Annotated in this window: 19 protein-coding genes; 13 read left to right on the top strand and 6 right to left on the bottom strand. The window is 54.3% G+C overall.

Translation table 11 applies throughout. The annotated features are described in order from the left end of the window. The first annotated feature begins 59 nt into the window (after positions 1-59). From HV334_RS00090 to HV334_RS00100, 3 genes are read left to right on the top strand one after another with little or no spacing between them, the layout of a single operon-like run. Positions 60-407 (top strand): DUF202 domain-containing protein, encoded by a 348-nt coding sequence (locus HV334_RS00090; RefSeq protein WP_016157812.1) that lies wholly within the window; start codon positions 60-62, stop codon positions 405-407. Then, complete coding sequence (locus tag HV334_RS00095) at positions 397-759, top strand: DUF202 domain-containing protein (RefSeq protein ID WP_016155058.1); 363 nt, start codon at positions 397-399, stop codon at positions 757-759. Before HV334_RS00090 ends, HV334_RS00095 begins: the two co-directional genes overlap by 11 nt. Further along, positions 756-1,868 carry an anaerobic sulfatase maturase gene (locus HV334_RS00100; protein WP_160289482.1) on the top strand — a complete coding sequence of 371 codons (1,113 nt, stop codon included), beginning with the start codon at positions 756-758 and terminating at the stop codon, positions 1,866-1,868. Before HV334_RS00095 ends, HV334_RS00100 begins: the two co-directional genes overlap by 4 nt. 12 nt (positions 1,869-1,880) lie before the next feature. On the opposite strand, the gene dsdA is transcribed toward HV334_RS00100, so the two are convergent. Together dsdA and dsdX are read right to left on the bottom strand one after the other, a co-directional pair. After that, positions 1,881-3,203: a D-serine ammonia-lyase gene (gene dsdA, locus HV334_RS00105; RefSeq protein ID WP_049282843.1), complete on the bottom strand. Its 1,323-nt coding sequence runs from the start codon at positions 3,201-3,203 to the stop codon at positions 1,881-1,883. Positions 3,204-3,220: 17 nt separating this feature from the next. After that, positions 3,221-4,558 carry a D-serine transporter DsdX gene (gene dsdX / locus HV334_RS00110; RefSeq protein ID WP_016157809.1) on the bottom strand — a complete coding sequence of 446 codons (1,338 nt, stop codon included), beginning with the start codon at positions 4,556-4,558 and terminating at the stop codon, positions 3,221-3,223. A gap of 229 nt (positions 4,559-4,787) precedes the next feature. Between dsdX and dsdC the strand changes: the two genes are divergently transcribed. Continuing rightward, entirely contained in the window at positions 4,788-5,714 is a 927-nt protein-coding gene (dsdC, locus tag HV334_RS00115) for a DNA-binding transcriptional regulator DsdC (RefSeq protein ID WP_016155054.1), read from the top strand. Between the two features lie 78 nt (positions 5,715-5,792). Continuing rightward, on the top strand, positions 5,793-6,875 hold the full coding sequence (locus HV334_RS00120; RefSeq protein WP_181221020.1) for a cellulase family glycosylhydrolase: 1,083 nt from the start codon (positions 5,793-5,795) through the stop codon (positions 6,873-6,875). On the opposite strand, the gene emrD is transcribed toward HV334_RS00120, so the two are convergent. From emrD to tisB, 3 genes are all read right to left on the bottom strand, one after another. After that, a complete protein-coding gene (gene emrD / locus HV334_RS00125) occupies positions 6,802-7,986 on the bottom strand; it encodes a multidrug efflux MFS transporter EmrD (protein WP_047498775.1) in 1,185 nt (394 codons plus the stop codon). The genes HV334_RS00120 and emrD overlap by 74 nt on opposite strands. A 193-nt stretch (positions 7,987-8,179) precedes the next feature. Beyond that, a complete protein-coding gene (locus HV334_RS00130) occupies positions 8,180-9,013 on the bottom strand; it encodes a DMT family transporter (protein ID WP_016157806.1) in 834 nt (277 codons plus the stop codon). Between the two features lie 123 nt (positions 9,014-9,136). Beyond that, positions 9,137-9,226, bottom strand: coding sequence for a type I toxin-antitoxin system toxin TisB (gene tisB, locus HV334_RS00135; RefSeq protein ID WP_003023909.1), 90 nt, complete (start codon positions 9,224-9,226; stop codon positions 9,137-9,139). Between the two features lie 522 nt (positions 9,227-9,748). Here tisB and ivbL point away from each other — a divergent pair. The 3 genes from ivbL (at position 9,749) to ilvN (ending at position 11,937) form a co-directional block, all read left to right on the top strand. Further along, positions 9,749-9,847, top strand: a complete 99-nt coding sequence (gene ivbL, locus HV334_RS00140) for an ilvB operon leader peptide IvbL (RefSeq protein ID WP_003827118.1) — start codon at positions 9,749-9,751, stop codon at positions 9,845-9,847. Between the two features lie 107 nt (positions 9,848-9,954). Further along, positions 9,955-11,643 (top strand): acetolactate synthase large subunit, encoded by a 1,689-nt coding sequence (gene ilvB, locus HV334_RS00145; RefSeq protein WP_016155049.1) that lies wholly within the window; start codon positions 9,955-9,957, stop codon positions 11,641-11,643. Positions 11,644-11,646: 3 nt separating this feature from the next. Beyond that, positions 11,647-11,937, top strand: coding sequence for an acetolactate synthase small subunit (gene ilvN / locus HV334_RS00150; protein ID WP_003023914.1), 291 nt, complete (start codon positions 11,647-11,649; stop codon positions 11,935-11,937). 1 nt (position 11,938) lies between these two features. Here the strand turns inward: ilvN and HV334_RS00155 are convergent, their stop codons facing one another. Further along, positions 11,939-12,724, bottom strand: coding sequence for a DeoR family transcriptional regulator (locus HV334_RS00155; RefSeq protein ID WP_181221021.1), 786 nt, complete (start codon positions 12,722-12,724; stop codon positions 11,939-11,941). Positions 12,725-13,049: 325 nt separating this feature from the next. Between HV334_RS00155 and rbsK the strand changes: the two genes are divergently transcribed. From rbsK to uhpB, 5 genes are all read left to right on the top strand, one after another. Beyond that, positions 13,050-13,970, top strand: coding sequence for a ribokinase (gene rbsK, locus HV334_RS00160; RefSeq protein ID WP_003827124.1), 921 nt, complete (start codon positions 13,050-13,052; stop codon positions 13,968-13,970). Positions 13,971-13,997: 27 nt separating this feature from the next. Then, positions 13,998-15,314, top strand: coding sequence for an L-fucose:H+ symporter permease (fucP, locus tag HV334_RS00165; RefSeq protein ID WP_003023919.1), 1,317 nt, complete (start codon positions 13,998-14,000; stop codon positions 15,312-15,314). An 11-nt stretch (positions 15,315-15,325) separates the two neighbouring features. Next, a complete protein-coding gene (locus HV334_RS00170) occupies positions 15,326-16,339 on the top strand; it encodes an aldose 1-epimerase family protein (protein WP_131347227.1) in 1,014 nt (337 codons plus the stop codon). A gap of 195 nt (positions 16,340-16,534) precedes the next feature. Next, positions 16,535-17,128 (top strand): transcriptional regulator UhpA, encoded by a 594-nt coding sequence (gene uhpA, locus HV334_RS00175; protein WP_016155044.1) that lies wholly within the window; start codon positions 16,535-16,537, stop codon positions 17,126-17,128. Then, complete coding sequence (gene uhpB, locus HV334_RS00180) at positions 17,125-18,627, top strand: signal transduction histidine-protein kinase/phosphatase UhpB (protein WP_141875739.1); 1,503 nt, start codon at positions 17,125-17,127, stop codon at positions 18,625-18,627. Before uhpA ends, uhpB begins: the two co-directional genes overlap by 4 nt. Positions 18,628-18,636: the final 9 nt, after the last annotated feature.

Raw genomic sequence — 18,636 nt, forward strand, 5'->3', positions numbered from 1 at the left:
ACCTGTCGGCCGGATAAGGCATTAGCCGCCATCCGGCAATGACAGCCAGAGGAGTTTGAATGAAAATTTCCCGCCTTGGAGAAGCCCCGGATTACCGCTTCTCACTGGCAAATGAGCGTACCTTTCTGGCGTGGATCCGTACCGCGCTGGGGTTTCTGGCGGCGGGGGTTGGTCTCGACCAACTGGCTCCGGATTTTGCCACGCCGGTAATTCGTGAGCTTTTAGCGCTGTTGCTATGCCTGTTTGCCGGTGGTCTGGCGATTTATGGCTACCTGCGCTGGCTGCGTAATGAGAGGGCGATGCGCCTGAAAGAGGATTTGCCCTATACCCATAGCCTGTTAATCATCAGTCTGATTTTGTTTATTGTCGCGGTGATTGTCATGGGACTGGTGCTGTATGCCGGATAGCCGTAAGTCGCGACGTATCGCCGATCCGGGGTTACAACCGGAGCGAACATCGCTGGCCTGGTTTCGTACGCTTCTGGGTTATGGCGCGCTAATGGCGTTGGCGCTGAAGCACAACTGGCATCAGGCGGGCTTCCTGTTTTGGGTTTCAATTGTGGTGCTGGCGCTGGTGGCAATCGTTCTGTGGCGCTATACCCGCAGCCGTAATCTGATGGATGTTACGCATAGCGATTTTTCTGAATCTCGCGCGGTGCGTGACAAATTTATGATCTCCCTCGCGGTGTTATCCCTCGCAATACTGTTTGCTGTAACGCATGTCCGCCAACTTATTGCGTTTATCGGGAATTTAGCATGACAGGATGTCAGGTCATGGCCAAACCAGCCAGCTCTCGTTGTAACCTGGATTGTCGTTACTGTTTTTACATCGATAAACCCACTCAACCCGAAATGGATGACGCCACCTTAGAGACGTTTATTCGTCAGCATATCACCGCACAGCCGGGGGCTGACGTGATGTTCGCCTGGCAGGGCGGAGAGCCAACCCTCTGTGGCATCGACTTTTTCCGCCGCGTAGTGACGTTGCAAAAACAGTACGGGGAAGGGAAGAAAATCCATAACGCGTTCCAGACCAACGGGATTTTGCTCAACGACGAATGGTGTCAGTTTTTGCACGATAACGGCTGGCTGGTGGGGATTTCGTTGGATGGCCCCGCCGAGTTGCACGATGCTTATCGTGTTAACCGCAGCGGAAAACCGACTCACCATAAGGTGGTGGACGCCATTGCCAGGCTCCGTAAGCATCAGGTGGAGTTCAATCTGCTGGTAGTGGTTAATTCTCTGAACAGCCAGCGACCAGGACAGATGTATCGCTACCTTCGCCAGCTTGGCACGCCTTTTTTGCAGTTCATTCCGCTGGTTGAATATGATGAAGACGGCGAGCTTACCGCCGAATCCGTCCCGCCTCAGGCGTGGGGAACCTTCCTGAATTCCGTCTTTGATATCTGGGTCAGAGAAGATATTGGCCGCGTATTCGTCCAGTTATTTGATTCAACTCTGGGCGTATGGTGCGGACACCCGGCGCAGATGTGTTCGCTAAGCTCCACCTGCGGACATGCTTTTGCTCTGGAAGCGAATGGCGATTTGTATCAGTGCGATCACTATGTCCACCCAGATTTTCGCTTGGGTAATATTCATCGCACGTCGTTGAGTGAGCTCAACGCCAGCCCGAGGGCAGCGGCGTTTGGTCAGTCCAAGAGAACCACGCTGAGCGCGGAATGCCAGGCGTGTTCGCTATTACGCTTTTGCCATGGTGATTGTCCAAAGCATCGCGACAGCAGTGGAAAGAGTGCGATTTGCGGCGGATACAGCGCTTTCTTCAATCATACCGCGCCGCATATGCGCGTGATGCGTGACCTTCTGAAGCAACATCGCTCACCGATGGAACTGATGGCGATGCTGCGTTAAGTTCAGCGGCGTTTAACGTCCTTTGGCCAGATACTGCGCCATTTCGGCTTCCGGCACCATGCCGCCGCCGGTCGCCCACACCAGGTGGGTGGCGTTATTGAGCTGCTCCGCGCTGAAGCCGTGCATTTGCTGATAGTCAGCAGAAGCGCAAACGTGCTGCGGACCGGCCATCCCGGCCAGCGCCGACGGCTCAAGGCGAATGCCTTCTTCCTGCGCCAGCCAGCCCAGCATGTCGTACATAGTCTGATCGTCCAGGGTGTACAGACCGTCGAGCAGACGTTCCATTGCCCGGCCAACAAAGCCGGACGCGCGGCCCACCGCCAGCCCATCAGCCGCTGTCAGGTTATCGATACCAATGTCCTGCACAGAAATCGTATCGTGCAGCCCGGTATAAATCCCCAGCAACATGCACGGTGAATGGGTAGGTTCTGCGAAGAAGCAGTGCACGTTATCGCCGAATGCCAGCTTCAGGCCAAACGCCACCCCGCCAGGCCCACCGCCGACGCCGCACGGCAGGTAAACAAACAGCGGATGGTCGGCATCCACCACGCGCCCCTGCTGCGCGAACTGCGCCTTCAGACGCTGGCCGGCGACCGCATAACCTAAAAACAACGTGCGGGAATTTTCATCATCGATAAAGAAACAGTTCGGATCGGACTGTGCCGCCTTACGGCCCTGCTCAACCGCCACGCCATAATCTTCTTCATACTCCACGACCGTCACGCCGTGGCTGCGCAGTTTGGCTTTTTTCCATGCGCGAGCGTCGGCAGACATATGAACCGTCACCTTAAAGCCGATACGGGCGCTCATAATGCCGATCGACATCCCAAGGTTGCCGGTGGAGCCTACGGCGATGCTGTACTGACTGAAGAACTGTTTAAACTCAGGCGAAAGCAGAATGCTGTAATCGTCTTGTGTGGTCAGCAGACCAGCCTCCAGCGCCAGTTTTTCCGCGTGGGTTAGCACTTCATAAATACCGCCACGCGCTTTAATTGAGCCGGAAATCGGTAGATGGCTGTCTTTCTTCAGCAGAATTTCGCCGTTGATGCGCTGCCCATACTCTTTTTCCAGCCGCTTTTGCATCGCCGGGATCGCGGCCAGTTCGGATTCGATAATGCCGCCAGTGGCTGCGGTTTCCGGGAATGCCTGCGCCAGATACGGCGCGAAGCGCGTCAGACGAGCGTGGGCATCCTGAACATCGTGCTCTGTCAGGCCAACATACGGTAAACCTTCCGCAAGAGAGGTAGTGCCAGGGTTAAACCAGGTCGTCTCCTTGAGAGCGACCAGATCTTCCACTAAAGGATGCTGGGCGATAAGTGTTTGAATGTTTTCCATAGTCAGTCTCTTTGCGCTTAGATAATAAAGGAAAGCAGGAATGTGCAAACCAGTGCAATAACGGACGCGATAAATGTCGCGGTCGTATAATATTTGAACGTCTCATTTAGGGTGGCGCCGCAGTACTGCTTCACCAGCCAGAAGAGGGAATCGGTGACGATCGTGCAGCCAATCGCGCCGGAACCGATGGCAATGGCGATGATCTCCGGGCTAACGTTGGGGTAGAGCGGCAGCATCGGGGCCACGATTGCCGTCGCACCCATCATCGCCACCGTGGCAGAGCCCACCGCAGCATGCAGGATTAACGCCACCAGCCATGCCAGCAGAATCGGGTGCATATGCATGTTCGAGAGGATCAGCGCGAGGGTATCCGCCAGTCCGCTGCTCTTGAGGATAGCGTTGAATGCGCCGCCTGCGCCGATAATCAGCAAAATGTTAGCAATGGAGCCAAAACCGTTTTCGGTGTGGGTCAGCAGCGCACCCATGCCAATGTGCTGACGCAGGCCGAGAATGTAATAGGCCACGAAAACGGCAATAAACATCGCGGTGATCGGGTTACCAATAAACTCCAACAGCGTATAAACCGTGCTGCCTTTCGCCATGTTCAGCTCAGCGACGGTTTTTACCAGCATCAGGCCAATCGGCAGCAGTACGGTAAACAGCGTAGCGCCCAGCGATGGCAGCGTACTTTCGTCGCGCACCTTGAGGTCGGAAAACTCAGCCGGAACCGGTTTAAACGGCAGACGGTTACCGAGGAATTTCAGATACAGCGGACCGCCGATCAGCGAGGCCATTAAGCCCACCAGTAAGCCGTAGACAATCACGGTGCCAATGTCCGCGCCCAGCTTGTTCGCCACGAAGAGGGCGGCTGGATGCGGCGGCACGACGCAGTGTACTGCCATCAGCGCTGTACATAACGGAATCGCCAGCTTCAGTAGCGAGGTATTGGTTTTTTTGGCAATTGAAAAGGCCAGAGGAATCAACAGCACTACGCCGACTTCAACAAACAGCGTGATCCCGCAAATCAGCCCGACCAGTACCATAATGACGTCAGCGGAAAGCCAGCGACAGCGCTGTAGCGTCAGGCCGATACGTTCGGCCGCGCCGGACACTTCCATCATTTTGCCAAGAATGGTCCCAAGGCCGATAACCGCGGCGAGGAAGCCCAGCGTACCGCCGATGCCACTCTCAATGGCATTGACCATATCCAGCGGCCCCATACCCATCATCGTACCCACGAAGAAGCTGGCTAACAGCAGCGCCAGAAACGGGTGGAATTTGAACTTCACGATGGTCAAAACGATTAACACGATGCTTATCAGCAGCGTGCTCACAACCCAGATTTGAGAGTGCATAACTCACCTTGCCCTGTGATTAATATAGGGTTATTGGACAAAAATAAGGCATGGTCTGACAAACGATATAAATCCCCTTTCACATGAGCCAGATTGCATCAAGTAGGTGATTTACGTCTAATTACGCTTTGTTTATGCGATATGGTTCACCTTGATTCATCTTTGTGCTGATTTTTGCAGCGAACTTTTTTACACTCCGGCGAATGAATCAGGAGGACAGGAGGTGAACATGGATCCCTTACGCGAGGTCAGAAATCGGCTGCTCAACGGCTGGCAGTTGTCAAAGCTGTATACCTTTGAAGTGGCGGCCCGACATCAGTCGTTTGCGCTGGCGGCAGATGAGCTGTCACTAAGCCCCAGCGCTGTCAGCCATCGCATTAATCAGCTGGAAGATGAGCTGGGTATTCAGCTGTTTGTTCGTTCGCATCGTAAAGTGGAACTCACCCACGAGGGCAAGCGGGTGTTCTGGGCGCTGAAATCATCGCTGGATACGCTGAATCAGGAAATCCTTGATATTAAAAATCAGGAGTTGTCCGGGACCCTCACCGTCTACTCACGGCCTTCTATCGCTCAGTGCTGGCTGGTTCCGGCGCTCGGCGACTTTACCCGTCGCTATCCGTCGATTTCGCTGACCATGCTGACCGGGAACGACAACGTCAATCTGCAGCGTGCCGGGGTCGATCTGGCCATCTATTTTGACGACGCACCCTCCGCGCAGCTCACGCACCACTTCCTGATGGATGAAGAGATCCTGCCGGTATGCAGCCCGGACTACGCTCGCCGCCATGACCTTACCGGTTCGCTGGTGAATTTACCGCACTGTACGTTGCTGCATGACAGACAGGCGTGGAGTAACGACTCCGGGACCGATGAATGGCACAGTTGGGCGCAGCATTTTTCGGTGAATCTGCCGACATCGTCGGGAATTGGTTTCGATCGTTCTGATTTGGCGGTGATTGCGGCGATGAATCATATCGGCGTGGCGATGGGCCGAAAGCGGCTGGTGCAAAAACGCCTCGACAGTGGAGAGCTGGTTGCGCCTTTTGGCGATATGGCGCTGAAATGCCATCAGCACTACTACATCACCACCCTGCCTGGCAGACAGTGGCCGAAAATCGAGGCGTTTATTCGCTGGCTTCAGGAACAGGTTAAATAAGCAGGCCGCGAATATTTTTTACGCTTTCTCGCTACACGCAAAGTGAAAAAGCATGCTAAATACGTGATATCACTCCTGATGATTTGCGTAAGGACGACCGTGTTAAAGCCGATTGTTTCCCTTTTACTGTTAGCCAGCGCCACCGTGTGTGCCGCGCAACCTGTGCTGACTGCGGCGCAGTATGCGCAGCAGCTTGGCGTTGGGATGGACGTAGACTGGGCGCGCACCGATCGGGGTATCCGTGAATTCGATCCGCTGGTGGTGCGGGATTACAAGGCGAAAGGGTTAACCCACGTGCGCATTCGCGTGGCGGGAGAGCCTACGGAGGCGCGGCTTATACATCTGCGCAAGCTGGTGGAAGCCTGCGAGCAGTATGGCGTGATCCCGATAATTGCCTATCAGGCTGACGAATATAAAAAAGATCCCAGTACCGGTAACGAAAAAGAGGTGGTTAACTGGTGGGTGGCGGTGGCGCATTACTTTGGTCAAAGCTCGCCGTTACTGGGTTTCGACCTGATATACGAACCCTCTGATAAGCTCAACCATAATCAGGTGTCGCTCAATCGGGTGTATGACAAAACAATTCGTACTGTCCATGCCATCGACCCGCAGCGGATGATTTTTATCGCGCCGCGACTACGCGCCGCCCCGGAAGATTTGCCTGACCTGAAACTGCCGCCGCAAAGTCAGAATACCGTGCTGGCTCAATGGCATATTTTTCCGTGGGGGCCGCTGAAAAATAATGGTAAATATCCGTGGACCTCAGGCACAGCGGCAGAAAAGGCTGCTATTCGCGCCCGTATCAATACCGCCCTTCACTGGCAGCAGAAAACGGGTCATGTCAGTTGGGTGGGAGGCTGGTCGCCAGGAGAAACCATCAGGAACGTGCCTTCTGCCTCGCAAATGGCGTTTGCCCGATTTATGGCGTGCGAACTGAAAAAAGCGAAAATTCCCTATGCTATCAATGCGGATACGCAGTTTTATGATGGCGAGGAAGGCGCCTGGCGTCCGGCGCTGGAGCCGTTACTGACGACGATGATCGCGCCTGAATGCGAAAAGCCCGGCGATAAGCCGGGCCATCATACGCTTAAACCGCCTGCCCCTGATGCGACACGCGTGACGCCAGCGGAAGCCAGCAAACAAAAATCAACAGTCCCATAAGGGTCATCAGCAGGCCCAGACTGGCTTGCCCGGTCTGCGGCAGCATTGCAGAGAACCACGCCAGCACGCCGGAACCAATATTCTGTAATCCCCCAACCAGCGCACCGGCAGTGCCTGCCAGGAATGGGAAAGGCTCCATTGCGCCACTGGTTGCCAGCGGAAACAGCATCCCGGCACCGAAGAAAAATAGTGCGGCGGGAACCAGCAGCGTCCAGACGTTCATCACGTCAAACAGGCCCGGGATCCACATCATTAAACCGGCTACCAGACAGCAGATAACCGACTGCCACATCAGCGTCGAGAAACGCTTATTCGGGCGACCGGCGAACCAGGCGCCGAAAAATGCCGCCGGGATGGGCAGAATAAACAGGATACTGACCACCATGCTGCTTAAACCGAGCCTTGCGCCCAACAATACCCCGGAGCAGGCCTCGAAGACCGCAACGCCCGCCAGGCCGCCGATCAGCATCAGCACGTAACAGGTGAAAGAACTGTTACCAAACAGCGTTTTATAGCTGGCGATAAGGCGTGGACGCGGTGCGCCCGCAGGACGCGTTTCCGGCATCCAGCGCGCCATGCTAAACGTGACGCCCGCGCACAGAACCAGCAGGAAGATGTAACAGGCGCGCCAGTTCCACAGGGTATCCAGCATGCCGCCAATCAGCGGGGCCAGCAGTGGACTCACCAGAATCCCCATGTTTAACAAACTATTCGCGTGGCGCAGCTGCGTGCCTTCGTACAGATCGCGCGGTAAGGTTCGCGCCATTACACCGCCGACGCCTGTTCCCATGCCCTGGATTGCACTGGCGATAATCAGTACCGTCAGGCTGTGGGTGGTTATCGCGACCAGCGTGGCCAGCATGAAAATAGACATTCCGGTAAGGATCACCGGACGGCGGCCAACGCGATCGGAAAGTGGGCCGTAAAACAGTTGTGACAGGCCGTAGGTCAGCAGGTAGGCGGCCATTACGCTTTGCACCGCTCCTTCGCGAACGTTCAGTTCACGCGCCATATCAGCAATCGCGGGGATATAAATGGTTTGCGCCATCTGACCTACCGCCACCAGTAATACCAACATCAACAACAAATTGACGCTTCTATGCCTTTTCATTTCGCTGATTACTTTTAAAAAAGAGAAAAAAGAAGAATAAGGTGCTGTACTTTCCCGTAAATGCGCGTGGAATCTACCACAACATAAAAAGAAGGCCAGATAGTGGGCTGGAATGTTTACGCGATGAACGGCAGGAAATGTAAACAAAAAGCGGCAACAAATGTTGCCGGATTGAATCGGGGTTACGGCGCGATCATGACAAGCGGAGTAAGACAGCGCCTACGGCAATGCCGGCGGCCGCGACAAGGCGTATTCCGGCAACCTTTTCTTTCAGCAGTAGCCAGGCGAGCAGAGCGCCAAACAGAATGGAGGTTTCACGCAGCGCTGCGACCACCGCCAACGGAGCCTGGGTCATGGCCCACAGCGCCAGACCGTAAGAACCCATCGTGCCAATCCCGCCCAGAATACCTTTCTTCCACTGCTGTACCAGATAGCGTGACGCTTCCCGGCGCCGGGCGATCATCGCCCAGCCCAGCAGACAGGAACCGTTCAGAAAGAAGGTCCACAGCGTATAACCGAGCGCGGTTTCTGATAAGCGTACGCCGGTGCCATCAACCAGCGTGTAACCAGCGATAAAGCAGGCGTTAATGAGCGCCAGTACGATCCCGCGTTGTGAGCTGCTGCGTCCGTTAAATGCCATGCCGAGAATGGCCAGACAGATCGTAGCAATCCCCACCCAGGCAAACACAGACAGGCTATCGCCAAGGAACAAGACGCTGATAATCGCAACCAGCAGCGGTGCTGTCCCACGCATCAGAGGATAGGTCTGACTCATATCCGAAACCTGATAGGTTTTGGCGACCAGGACCGTATACACCACTTGCAACGCGGTTGAGACGGCCAAAAACGGCAGGCTGGCGGCGGAAGGCTGAGGCGCGAAGGGTAAGCAGATCAATGCCATAATCGCCGCGGAGCCGCTGACGCCAATCGCCGAGTACAGTTTATCGTTTCCAGCTTTAACAATGGCATTCCAACTGGCATGCAGCAGCGCGGCAAACAGCAAAATGCAGAAAACAGAAAGCGTCATGGTGGCGTTCTTCCCTGAGAATGTCATAAAAACGTAACATATTGGCGCGAGACAAGCACCAGGGAGAAGGTGAAAGGGGAGCGGAGTGTTACCCGCTCCCCTTAGGTGCGACTTGAATCCGAATTACTTAACGTATTTCAGAACGGCATCAAGTAGTTGCAGTGCTGCAACAATGAGTTTGAGGATAAGAATAGCGATATCCACGAGGCTCATACGCTCTCCTTTTGGTACAAGGAGCACGGTGCTGACGTACCTCGCCGCTGCCTGTTGCCAGCACCTTTGTTGACATAACACAGTGTGCTCACACGGGGGTTAAGGCGCTGACGGCACCACCCGTTTCAGCCAGGACTTTGATGCGCCGGTTTACGATGCGGCCCCCGCATAACACATTGCGTACCGAGACATTATAGATAAGTACTGTATAAATTAACAGTATCTTATGGACATTGTGTCATTCATGTTCCATACTCAAAACCATCAAAATTCGTGCCGAAATTGCGTGTTCTTCGCAGAACGCGTATACTTTTTCCGTTGACATAACACAGTGTGTTCGGCGGCTACCAACCGCACAGCGCTGAAAAAAACCTCGCTCCGGCGGGGTTTTTTGTTTTCCGACTCTGCACAGCGAAATGTGATCGTTGACGCATTTTTATGCAGATGAAAATTTTTCCATTGTCACGCTGAAAAACCTGTGTTTGTATAAATCCAGTTAATCAACAAACAGACAGGTCCCTAATGAACCCTTCCATGCTGACTGCGACCCTACTAAAAACTGCGCCATCTCGCGCAGCGGTCGTCGTGCGTGTGGTGGTGGTCGTCGGCAATGCGCCGTAGGGTCCGGATCAACACACGATTCCAAAACCCCGCCGGCGCAAACCGGGCGGGGTTTTTCGTTTAAGAGACCTGCCCGAAGCAAAGGCCCAGAATAAAAGGACTGGAGCATGGCAAGTTCGGGCATAACATCCAAGCGTACGCGTTTTACGGGCGCAGAATTCATCGTTCATTTCATGGAACGCCAGGGGATTCAGGTGGTCACCGGTATTCCTGGCGGATCGATTCTTCCCGTCTATGACGCCTTGAGCCAAAGCACGCAAATCCGTCATATCCTGGCGCGCCACGAGCAGGGCGCGGGGTTTATCGCACAGGGGATGGCGAGAACCGATGGTAAACCCGCCGTCTGTATGGCCTGCAGCGGACCGGGCGCGACCAACCTGGTGACCGCCATTGCCGACGCGCGGCTGGATTCTATCCCGCTGGTGTGTATCACCGGGCAGGTTCCGGCCTCAATGATCGGGACCGACGCCTTCCAGGAAGTCGATACCTACGGCATCTCTATCCCCATCACCAAGCACAACTATCTGGTCCGCCATATCAGTGAATTACCGCAGGTCATGAGCGATGCGTTCCGCATTGCGCAGTCCGGCCGTCCGGGCCCGGTGTGGATAGACATTCCTAAGGATATTCAAACTGCAGTTTTTGAAATTGAAGAGATGCCGGAGCCCGCGCAGAAAATGGCGGCACCGGCGTTCAGCCAGGACAGCATTCGCGATGCCGCGGCCATGATTAACGCCGCACAGCGTCCGGTGCTGTATCTCGGCGGCGGCGTGATTAACGCGCCTGAGCGGGTTCGTGAACTGGCAGAAAAAGCTATGCTGCCCACCACCATGACCTTAATGGCGCTCGGTATGCTGCCGAAAGCGCATCCGCTGTCGTTAGGCATGCTGGGTATGCACGGCGCGCGCAGCACTAACTTTATTCTGCAAGAAGCGGACTTATTGATTGTTCTGGGCGCGCGTTTTGATGACCGGGCGATTGGTAAAACCGAGCAGTTCTGTCCGAACGCCAAAATCATCCATGTGGATATCGACCGTGCGGAGCTGGGTAAAATCAAACAGCCGCACGTGGCGATTCAGGCGGATGTCGATGAGGTTCTGGCGCAACTGATCCCATTAATTGACGCGCAGCCGCGAGAGTCGTGGCATCAAATGGTGGCCGATTTACAACGCGAATTCCCCTGCAGCATTCCGCAGGAAAGCGACCCGCTCAGCCACTATGGGCTGATCAACGCCGTAGCGGCCTGCGTGGATGACAATGCCATTATCACCACCGACGTAGGCCAGCATCAGATGTGGGCCGCACAGGCTTACCCGCTGAACCGTCCGCGTCAGTGGCTGACCTCCGGCGGTCTGGGAACCATGGGCTTTGGCCTGCCGGCGGCAATTGGCGCAGCGCTGGTCAACCCGGACAAAAAGGTGCTGTGCTTCTCCGGCGACGGTAGCCTGATGATGAATATTCAGGAAATGGCAACGGCCAGCGAAAATCAGCTGGATATTAAAATCATCCTGATGAATAACGAAGCGTTGGGTCTGGTGTATCAGCAGCAGAGTTTGTTCTATAAGCAGGGCGTTTTTGCGGCGACATATCCGGGGATGATTAACTTTATGCAGATAGCCGCCGGGTTTGGCCTCGAAACCTGCGATTTGAATAACGAAGCGGATCCACAGGCTGCGTTGCAGGAGATTATTAATCGCCCTGGACCTGCGCTGATCCACGTGCGCATCGATGCCGAAGAAAAAGTGTACCCGATGGTGCCGCCGGGTGCGGCAAACACAGAAATGGTGGGGGAATAAGCCATGCAACAGCAGACTCATGACAACGTAATCCTGGAACTCACCGTACGCAACCATCCGGGCGTAATGACCCACGTCTGCGGGCTGTTTGCCCGCCGCGCGTTCAACGTGGAAGGCATTCTCTGTCTACCGATTCAGGACAGCGACAAGAGCCGCATCTGGCTGCTGGTCAATGACGATCAGCGTCTTGAGCAGATGATAAGCCAGATCGACAAGCTGGAAGATGTGGTGAAAGTGGCCCGCAACCAGTCCGACCCGTCGATGTTTAACAAAATCACGGTTTTCTTTGAGTGAGTTAGTCGCCGTCTGAATCCGGGGTGATGACTTTGACAGAGCCGTTCCGGCAGTGGGTTGCATAATCTGCCGGCAACGGGCGATCGCTTATCAGTACGTCAAAAGTAGAGAGCGGGCCAATGCTGGCGGGGGCAACCTCATCAAACAGGGCGTGGCGCGTCAGCAGAATTTTGCGCAATCCGCGTTCCATCGCTTTGCGTTTGGTGGCCAGATCGTCCGGATTGAACCAGCTAACGCCGAAATGCTCATGGACTCCGCTGGCAGAGATAAACACTTTTCGTGGGTTGAGCGCATCCAGCGGAGAGGGATTGTTGGTGTCGTAAAAGGCATCACTTTTCGCCCGATAGGTGCCCCCGCAAAGAATCGCCGTGGCGTTGGGTTTTTCATTTAGCGCCACGAATACCCGGTGTGAGTAGCAAATTCCGGTAAAGGTAATATCGTCCGGGATCATGCTGATGACTAATGGCATTTCGGCACCATTATCAAAAAAGACCAGATCGTTTTCACTGACCAGTCCCGCGGCCAGAATGGCAACCGGTAAATCGTCGCGATGATACTGCTTTTGCACGGGGAGCGGAGCGTTAACGAGGGTGGCGGGCTTGTTCACCATCACGATGTAACCACCGAGTAGCGTAAGCGGCAATGGTTCGTCATCCTGGCTGAGATCCCGACGGATGGTCATCACGGAAACCTCCAGCATGCGCGCCGCCTCTTTCAGATGGATTCTGTCGGTCTTCTTCAACAATTCCATCAGACGTCGAATACGTTCTTTTTGCTTGGTTTCCATGCACACTCTCCACGAATCATGTTTTCATGTTCCTTCAGTAACATTTATGTGTTTCTGGGAACATGATATTGCTGCATTACTATACGTCTGACCATTGGGAAATAAAAGCGTGTTTTTACACGTTTTATTGATTATAAGCAGCGAGTTTTCAGTCAATTGTAAGCAAGTTAATCATTTTGAGTGTGATAGAGACGCAACATTTAGCATAATAAATAAACAATAAAATGATCCTCCAATCGCGATCCTAGTCACAAATGATACGGAAGTAACATGATAATGTTATTTTAATATCATTGTTGTGTGATTGTTTCTGAGAGGTAGTAAAATGGATATCGCGGTTATTGGCTCCAACATGGTGGATCTCATCACCTACATCAACCAGATGCCCAAAGAAGGGGAAACGCTGGAAGCACCCGCCTTTAAAATTGGTTGTGGCGGTAAAGGGGCAAATCAGGCCGTTGCGGCTGCTAAGCTCAATTCCAAAGTGCTGATGCTGACGAAAGTCGGTGATGATATTTTTGCGGATAACACCATTCGTAATCTCGAATCCTGGGGGATTAATACGACCTATGTCGAAAAGGTACCCTGCACCAGCAGCGGCGTTGCACCGATCTTTGTTAATGCAAACTCCAGCAACAGCATTCTGATTATTAAAGGTGCCAACAAGTTTCTCTCCCCGGAAGATATCGATCGCGCGGCGGAAGATCTGAAAAAGTGTCAACTTATTGTCCTGCAGCTGGAAGTACAGTTGGAAACGGTTTATCACGCGATTGAATTCGGTAAAAAACACGGTATTGAAGTGTTATTAAATCCCGCCCCTGCATTACGGGAATTAGATATGTCTTATGCCTGTAAATGCGATTTCTTCGTGCCAAATGAAACCGAGCTCGAAATATTAACCGGTATGCCGGTGGATACCTATGACCATATTCGCGCCGCGGCACGTTCTTTGGTCGATAAAGGTCTGAACAATATTATCGTCACCATGGGGGAGAAAGGTGCTCTGTGGATGACGCGTGACCAGGAAGTCCATGTCCCGGCGTTTAAAGTGAACGCTGTCGATACCAGTGGCGCAGGTGACGCTTTCATCGGTTGTTTTGCCCACTATTACGTTCAAAGCGGTGATGTCGAAGCCGCCATGAAAAAAGCCGCTCTCTTCGCTGCATTCAGCGTTACCGGGAAAGGCACTCAATCATCTTATCCAAGCATCGAACAATTTAATGAGTTTCTTACCTTAAACGAATAATACTCCTGCATTGTAAAAGGTAGCACTATGAACGATAAAAACATCATTCAGATGCCCGACGGCTATCTGAATAAGACGCCTCTGTTCCAGTTTATTTTGTTATCCTGTTTATTCCCTTTATGGGGATGCGCAGCCGCATTAAATGATATTCTGATTACGCAATTCAAAAGCGTATTTTCACTCAGCAACTTTGCTTCGGCATTAGTTCAGAGTGCCTTTTATGGCGGTTATTTTTTAATTGCGATTCCGGCATCTTTGGTGATTAAAAAGACCAGTTATAAAATCGCCATCTTAATGGGACTGACCCTTTATATTGTTGGCTGTACGCTCTTTTTCCCGGCATCGCACATGGCCACCTACACCATGTTCCTCGCGGCAATTTTTGCGATTGCGATTGGCTTGAGCTTCCTGGAAACCGCAGCCAACACCTACAGCTCCATGATAGGCCCAAAAGCGTATGCCACCCTGCGCCTGAACATCAGCCAGACCTTTTACCCCATTGGTGCAGCCGCCGGTATTCTGCTGGGTAAATATCTGGTCTTCTCTGAAGGCGAGAGTCTGGAAAAACAGATGGCTGGGATGAACGCGGAGCAGATCCACAACTTTAAAGTGTTGATGCTGGAAAATACCCTTGAGCCTTACAAGTACATGATTATGGTGCTGGTTGTGGTGATGGTGTTGTTCCTGCTGACCCGCTTCCCGACCTGCAAAGTCGCGCAAACGGCGAGTCATAAACGTCCGTCAGCGATGGATACGCTGCGTTATCTGGCCAGCAATGCCCGTTTCCGCCGTGGGATTGTGGCGCAGTTCCTGTACGTGGGGATGCAGGTCGCGGTGTGGTCATTTACCATCCGTCTGGCGCTGGAATTGGGTGATATCAACGAGCGCGACGCCTCAACCTTCATGGTCTATAGCTTTGCCTGCTTCTTTATCGGCAAGTTTATCGCCAACATCTTGATGACACGCTTCAATCCTGAAAAAGTGCTGATCCTCTACTCCATCATTGGCGCACTGTTTCTGGTCTATGTTGCGCTGGCGCCAAGCTTTAGCGCCGTGTACGTTGCCGTACTGGTGAGCGTCCTGTTTGGACCCTGCTGGGCGACAATCTATGCCGGTACGCTGGATACCGTGGATAACGAACATACTGAAATGGCGGGAGCAGTCATTGTCATGGCGATTGTTGGTGCAGCGGTGGTTCCGGCAATTCAGGGCTATGTGGCCGATATGTTCCACTCGCTACAACTCTCGTTCCTGGTCTCCATGTTGTGCTTCGTGTACGTCGGTATCTACTTCTGGCGTGAAAGCAAAGTGCGCAATAACCTGGCTGAAGCGACTGTTTCCTGAGGAGAGCGATCATGACAACACGTATCACGCTGTGGCGGGAACTCTTTGCAGAGCATCCGCGAATCTTACTGAAGAATAGCGACTTCACGGTTACCGCATTTCGTTACGCCAGCGGTGTGGAAGGGCTGAAGGTAGAAAACAGTCGTGGACATCTGGTTATTCTGCCCTGGATGGGGCAGATGATCTGGGATGCTCAGTTTGACGGGCATGAACTGACCATGCGCAACATGTTTAGTCAGCCGAAACCGGCTGCGGAAGTGGTAGCGACATACGGCTGCTTTGCTTTCCACTCGGGTATATTGGCTAATGGCTGCCCTTCGCCAGAAGATTCTCACCCGTTGCATGGCGAAATGGCCTGTGCCGCGATGGATGAGGCCTGGCTGGAGCTGGAGGGAGAGAATTTGCGCGTGAGCGGACGCTACGAGTATGTGATGGGGTTCGGTCATCATTATCAGGCGCATCCTGCGGTGGTTATGCGCAAAGCGAGTGCGCTGTTTGATATTCAGATGGCGGTCACCAACCTCGCCTCAGTGGCAATGCCTTTACAGTATATGTGCCATATGAACTATGCCTACGTACCGGAAGCGACCTTCAGCCAGAATATCCCGGATGAAGCCATGAAGCTGCGTGAGTCGGTACCCGCGCATGTTAAACCTACCGAGCAGTGGCTGGCGTTTAATCAGCGGATCATCCAGGGCGAGGCCTCGCTGGGGCGCCTCAACGAGCCCGATTTTTACGATCCGGAAATCGTTTTCTTCGCTGACCAACTGGACCGATACACGGATAAGCCTGAATTTCGCATGATCGCACCTGATGGCACCACGTTCGTGACGCGTTTCTCCAGCGCGGAGTTGAATTATGTCACCCGTTGGATCCTCTATAACGGCGATCAGCAGGTGGCAGCCTTCGCCCTACCTGCGACCTGTCGCCCTGAAGGCTTCCTGGCGGCACAGCGAAAAGGCACGTTGATTCAGCTAGAACCGCAGCACACCCGCACATTTACCGTCACAACTGGCATCGCCTGATCGCTCAAGGCTTAAACAGCAGCGCGTCGGAACACAAAATCCTTCAAGCTGCATAAGGCGGCAAGTCTGCTCACCTCAGAAGCTTACTCAAGTCAGTGACTGGGGTGAGCAGACCAAGCCAACGCAGAGGCTGCTTGAAGGATAAAGTGTATATCGTTAAGGTAAGCACGTTTTTTATCCCCCAGGACAGAACCCATGATCACCGTTGCCCTTATCGACGACCACACTATCGTCCGCTCCGGCTTTGCCCAGTTGCTGGGGCTGGAACCTGATTTGCAGGTTGTGGCTGAGTTCGGCTCAGGCAGTGAGGCGCTGGCGGGATTACCGGGACGTGGCGTGCAGGTATGTATCTGTGATATCTCGATGCCTGATATCTCCGGTCTTGAACTGTTAAGCCAGTTGCCAAAAGGGATGGCGATTATCATGCTCTCCGTCCACGACAGCCCCGCGCTGGTGGAGCAGGCGCTCAACGCGGGCGCGCGTGGTTTCCTTTCTAAACGCTGTAGCCCTGATGAGCTGATCGCGGCGGTGCATACCGTGGCGACCGGCGGCTGCTATTTGACGCCGGATATCGCCGTCAAACTGGCGGCTGGTCGTCAGGATCCGCTGACCAAACGCGAACGTCAGGTGGCGGAGAAACTGGCGCAAGGCATGGCGGTAAAAGAGATTGCCGCCGAACTGGGCCTGTCGCCGAAAACGGTGCACGTGCATCGCGCTAACCTGATGGAAAAACTGGGCGTTAGCAATGATGTCGAACTGGCCCGCCGGATGTTTGACGGCTGGCAATGAACACGCTCTGTTCCCGGTTAATCACCGTTGTTGCCTGCTTCTTTATCTTCTCTGCCGCGTGGTTCTGCTTGTGGAGTATCAGCCTGCACCTGGTTGAGCGCCCGGAGCTGGCGGTACTGCTGTTTCCGTTTGGCCTGCGTCTGGGGTTGATGCTGCAATGTCCACGCGGCTACTGGCCGGTGCTGCTGGGTGCGGAATGGCTGCTTCTTTTCTGGCTGGCGCAGGAAGTGGCGCTGGCTCACTTGCCACTTTTGATGATCGGGAGCTTCCTCACGTTACTCCCGGTGATGCTGATTTCGCGCTACCGCCATCAGCGCGACTGGCGCACGCTGCTGTTACAGGGCGCGGCGCTGACGGCGGCGGCGTTGCTGCAATCGCTGCCCTGGCTTGGGCAAGGCGAAGAGGCGTGGAATGCCCTACTGCTGACGCTCACTGGTGGATTAACGCTGGCTCCGATCTGTCTGGTTTTCTGGCACTATCTTACCAGCACCACCTGGTTGCCGCTGGGCCCGGCGGTGGTGTCTCAGCCGGTGAACTGGCGCGGGCGGCATCTGGTCTGGTATCTGCTGCTGTTTAGCGTCAGCCTGTGGTTGCAGCTTGGCCTGCCCGATGAACTGTCGCGCTTCACGCCGTTTTGCCTCGCACTGCCGATCATTGCGCTCGCCTGGCACTACGGCTGGCAGGGGGCGCTGATTGCCACGTTAATGAACGCCATTGCGCTGATTGCCAGCCAGACCTGGCACGATCATCCCGTTGACCTGTTGCTCTCCCTGCTGGTGCAAAGCCTGACCGGGCTGCTGCTCGGCGCGGGGATCCAGCGTCTGCGCGAGCTTAACCAGTCGCTGCAAAACGAATTAGCGCGCAACCACCGTCTGGCTGAACGCCTGCTGGAGACCGAAGAGAGCGTGCGCCGGGATGTGGCGCGCGAACTGCACGATGATATCGGTCAGACCATCACCGCCATTCGCACCCAGGCGGGCATTGTCCAGCGGCTGGCGCCGGAAAACGCAGGGGTGAAGCGCAGCGGGGCGCATATCGAACAACTTTCTCTTGGCGTGTACGATTCGGTGCGTCGTCTGTTGGGTCGTCTGCGTCCGCGCCAGTTGGATGATCTCACGCTGGAACAAGCCATCCGCTCATTGATGCGTGAAATGGAGCTGGAAAGCCGTGGCATCGTCAGCCACCTTGACTGGCGAATTGACGAATCTGTACTCAGCGAAAGTCAGCGGGTGACGCTGTTTCGCGTCTGTCAGGAAGGGCTGAACAACATCGTTAAGCACGCCAACGCCAGCGCGGTGACGCTTCAGGGCTGGCAGCAGGATGAACGGCTGATGCTGGTGATTGAGGACGACGGCAGCGGCCTGCCGCCGGGGTCGAATCAGCTGGGATTTGGCCTCACCGGGATGCGTGAACGTATTACCGCCCTCGGGGGATCGCTCTCGATTTCCTGTACGCACGGCACGCGGGTCAGCGTGTCGTTACCTCAGCGTTATGTGTAAGGAGCGGTC

The organism is Citrobacter sp. RHBSTW-00944 (assembly GCF_013615435.1).
GTDB classification, from domain to species: Bacteria; Pseudomonadota; Gammaproteobacteria; order Enterobacterales; family Enterobacteriaceae; genus Citrobacter; species Citrobacter braakii.

Excerpts from the sequence above, each read along its gene's own strand:
- dsdX (WP_016157809.1), bottom strand. The coding sequence starts at position 4,558 with ATGCACTCTCAAATCTGGGTTGTGAGCACGCTGCTGATAAGCATCGTG.
- uhpB (WP_141875739.1), top strand. The coding sequence starts at position 17,125 with ATGAACACGCTCTGTTCCCGGTTAATCACCGTTGTTGCCTGCTTCTTT.
- HV334_RS00155 (WP_181221021.1), bottom strand. The coding sequence starts at position 12,724 with ATGGAAACCAAGCAAAAAGAACGTATTCGACGTCTGATGGAATTGTTG.
- uhpA (WP_016155044.1), top strand. The coding sequence starts at position 16,535 with ATGATCACCGTTGCCCTTATCGACGACCACACTATCGTCCGCTCCGGC.
- fucP (WP_003023919.1), top strand. The coding sequence starts at position 13,998 with ATGAACGATAAAAACATCATTCAGATGCCCGACGGCTATCTGAATAAG.
- HV334_RS00130 (WP_016157806.1), bottom strand. The coding sequence starts at position 9,013 with ATGACGCTTTCTGTTTTCTGCATTTTGCTGTTTGCCGCGCTGCTGCAT.
- dsdC (WP_016155054.1), top strand. The coding sequence starts at position 4,788 with ATGGATCCCTTACGCGAGGTCAGAAATCGGCTGCTCAACGGCTGGCAG.
- ilvN (WP_003023914.1), top strand. The coding sequence starts at position 11,647 with ATGCAACAGCAGACTCATGACAACGTAATCCTGGAACTCACCGTACGC.
- dsdA (WP_049282843.1), bottom strand. The coding sequence starts at position 3,203 with ATGGAAAACATTCAAACACTTATCGCCCAGCATCCTTTAGTGGAAGAT.
- HV334_RS00090 (WP_016157812.1), top strand. The coding sequence starts at position 60 with ATGAAAATTTCCCGCCTTGGAGAAGCCCCGGATTACCGCTTCTCACTG.
- emrD (WP_047498775.1), bottom strand. The coding sequence starts at position 7,986 with ATGAAAAGGCATAGAAGCGTCAATTTGTTGTTGATGTTGGTATTACTG.
- ivbL (WP_003827118.1), top strand. The coding sequence starts at position 9,749 with ATGAACCCTTCCATGCTGACTGCGACCCTACTAAAAACTGCGCCATCT.
- HV334_RS00100 (WP_160289482.1), top strand. The coding sequence starts at position 756 with ATGACAGGATGTCAGGTCATGGCCAAACCAGCCAGCTCTCGTTGTAAC.
- HV334_RS00170 (WP_131347227.1), top strand. The coding sequence starts at position 15,326 with ATGACAACACGTATCACGCTGTGGCGGGAACTCTTTGCAGAGCATCCG.
- tisB (WP_003023909.1), bottom strand. The coding sequence starts at position 9,226 with ATGAGCCTCGTGGATATCGCTATTCTTATCCTCAAACTCATTGTTGCA.
- HV334_RS00095 (WP_016155058.1), top strand. The coding sequence starts at position 397 with ATGCCGGATAGCCGTAAGTCGCGACGTATCGCCGATCCGGGGTTACAA.
- ilvB (WP_016155049.1), top strand. The coding sequence starts at position 9,955 with ATGGCAAGTTCGGGCATAACATCCAAGCGTACGCGTTTTACGGGCGCA.
- HV334_RS00120 (WP_181221020.1), top strand. The coding sequence starts at position 5,793 with ATGATTTGCGTAAGGACGACCGTGTTAAAGCCGATTGTTTCCCTTTTA.
- rbsK (WP_003827124.1), top strand. The coding sequence starts at position 13,050 with ATGGATATCGCGGTTATTGGCTCCAACATGGTGGATCTCATCACCTAC.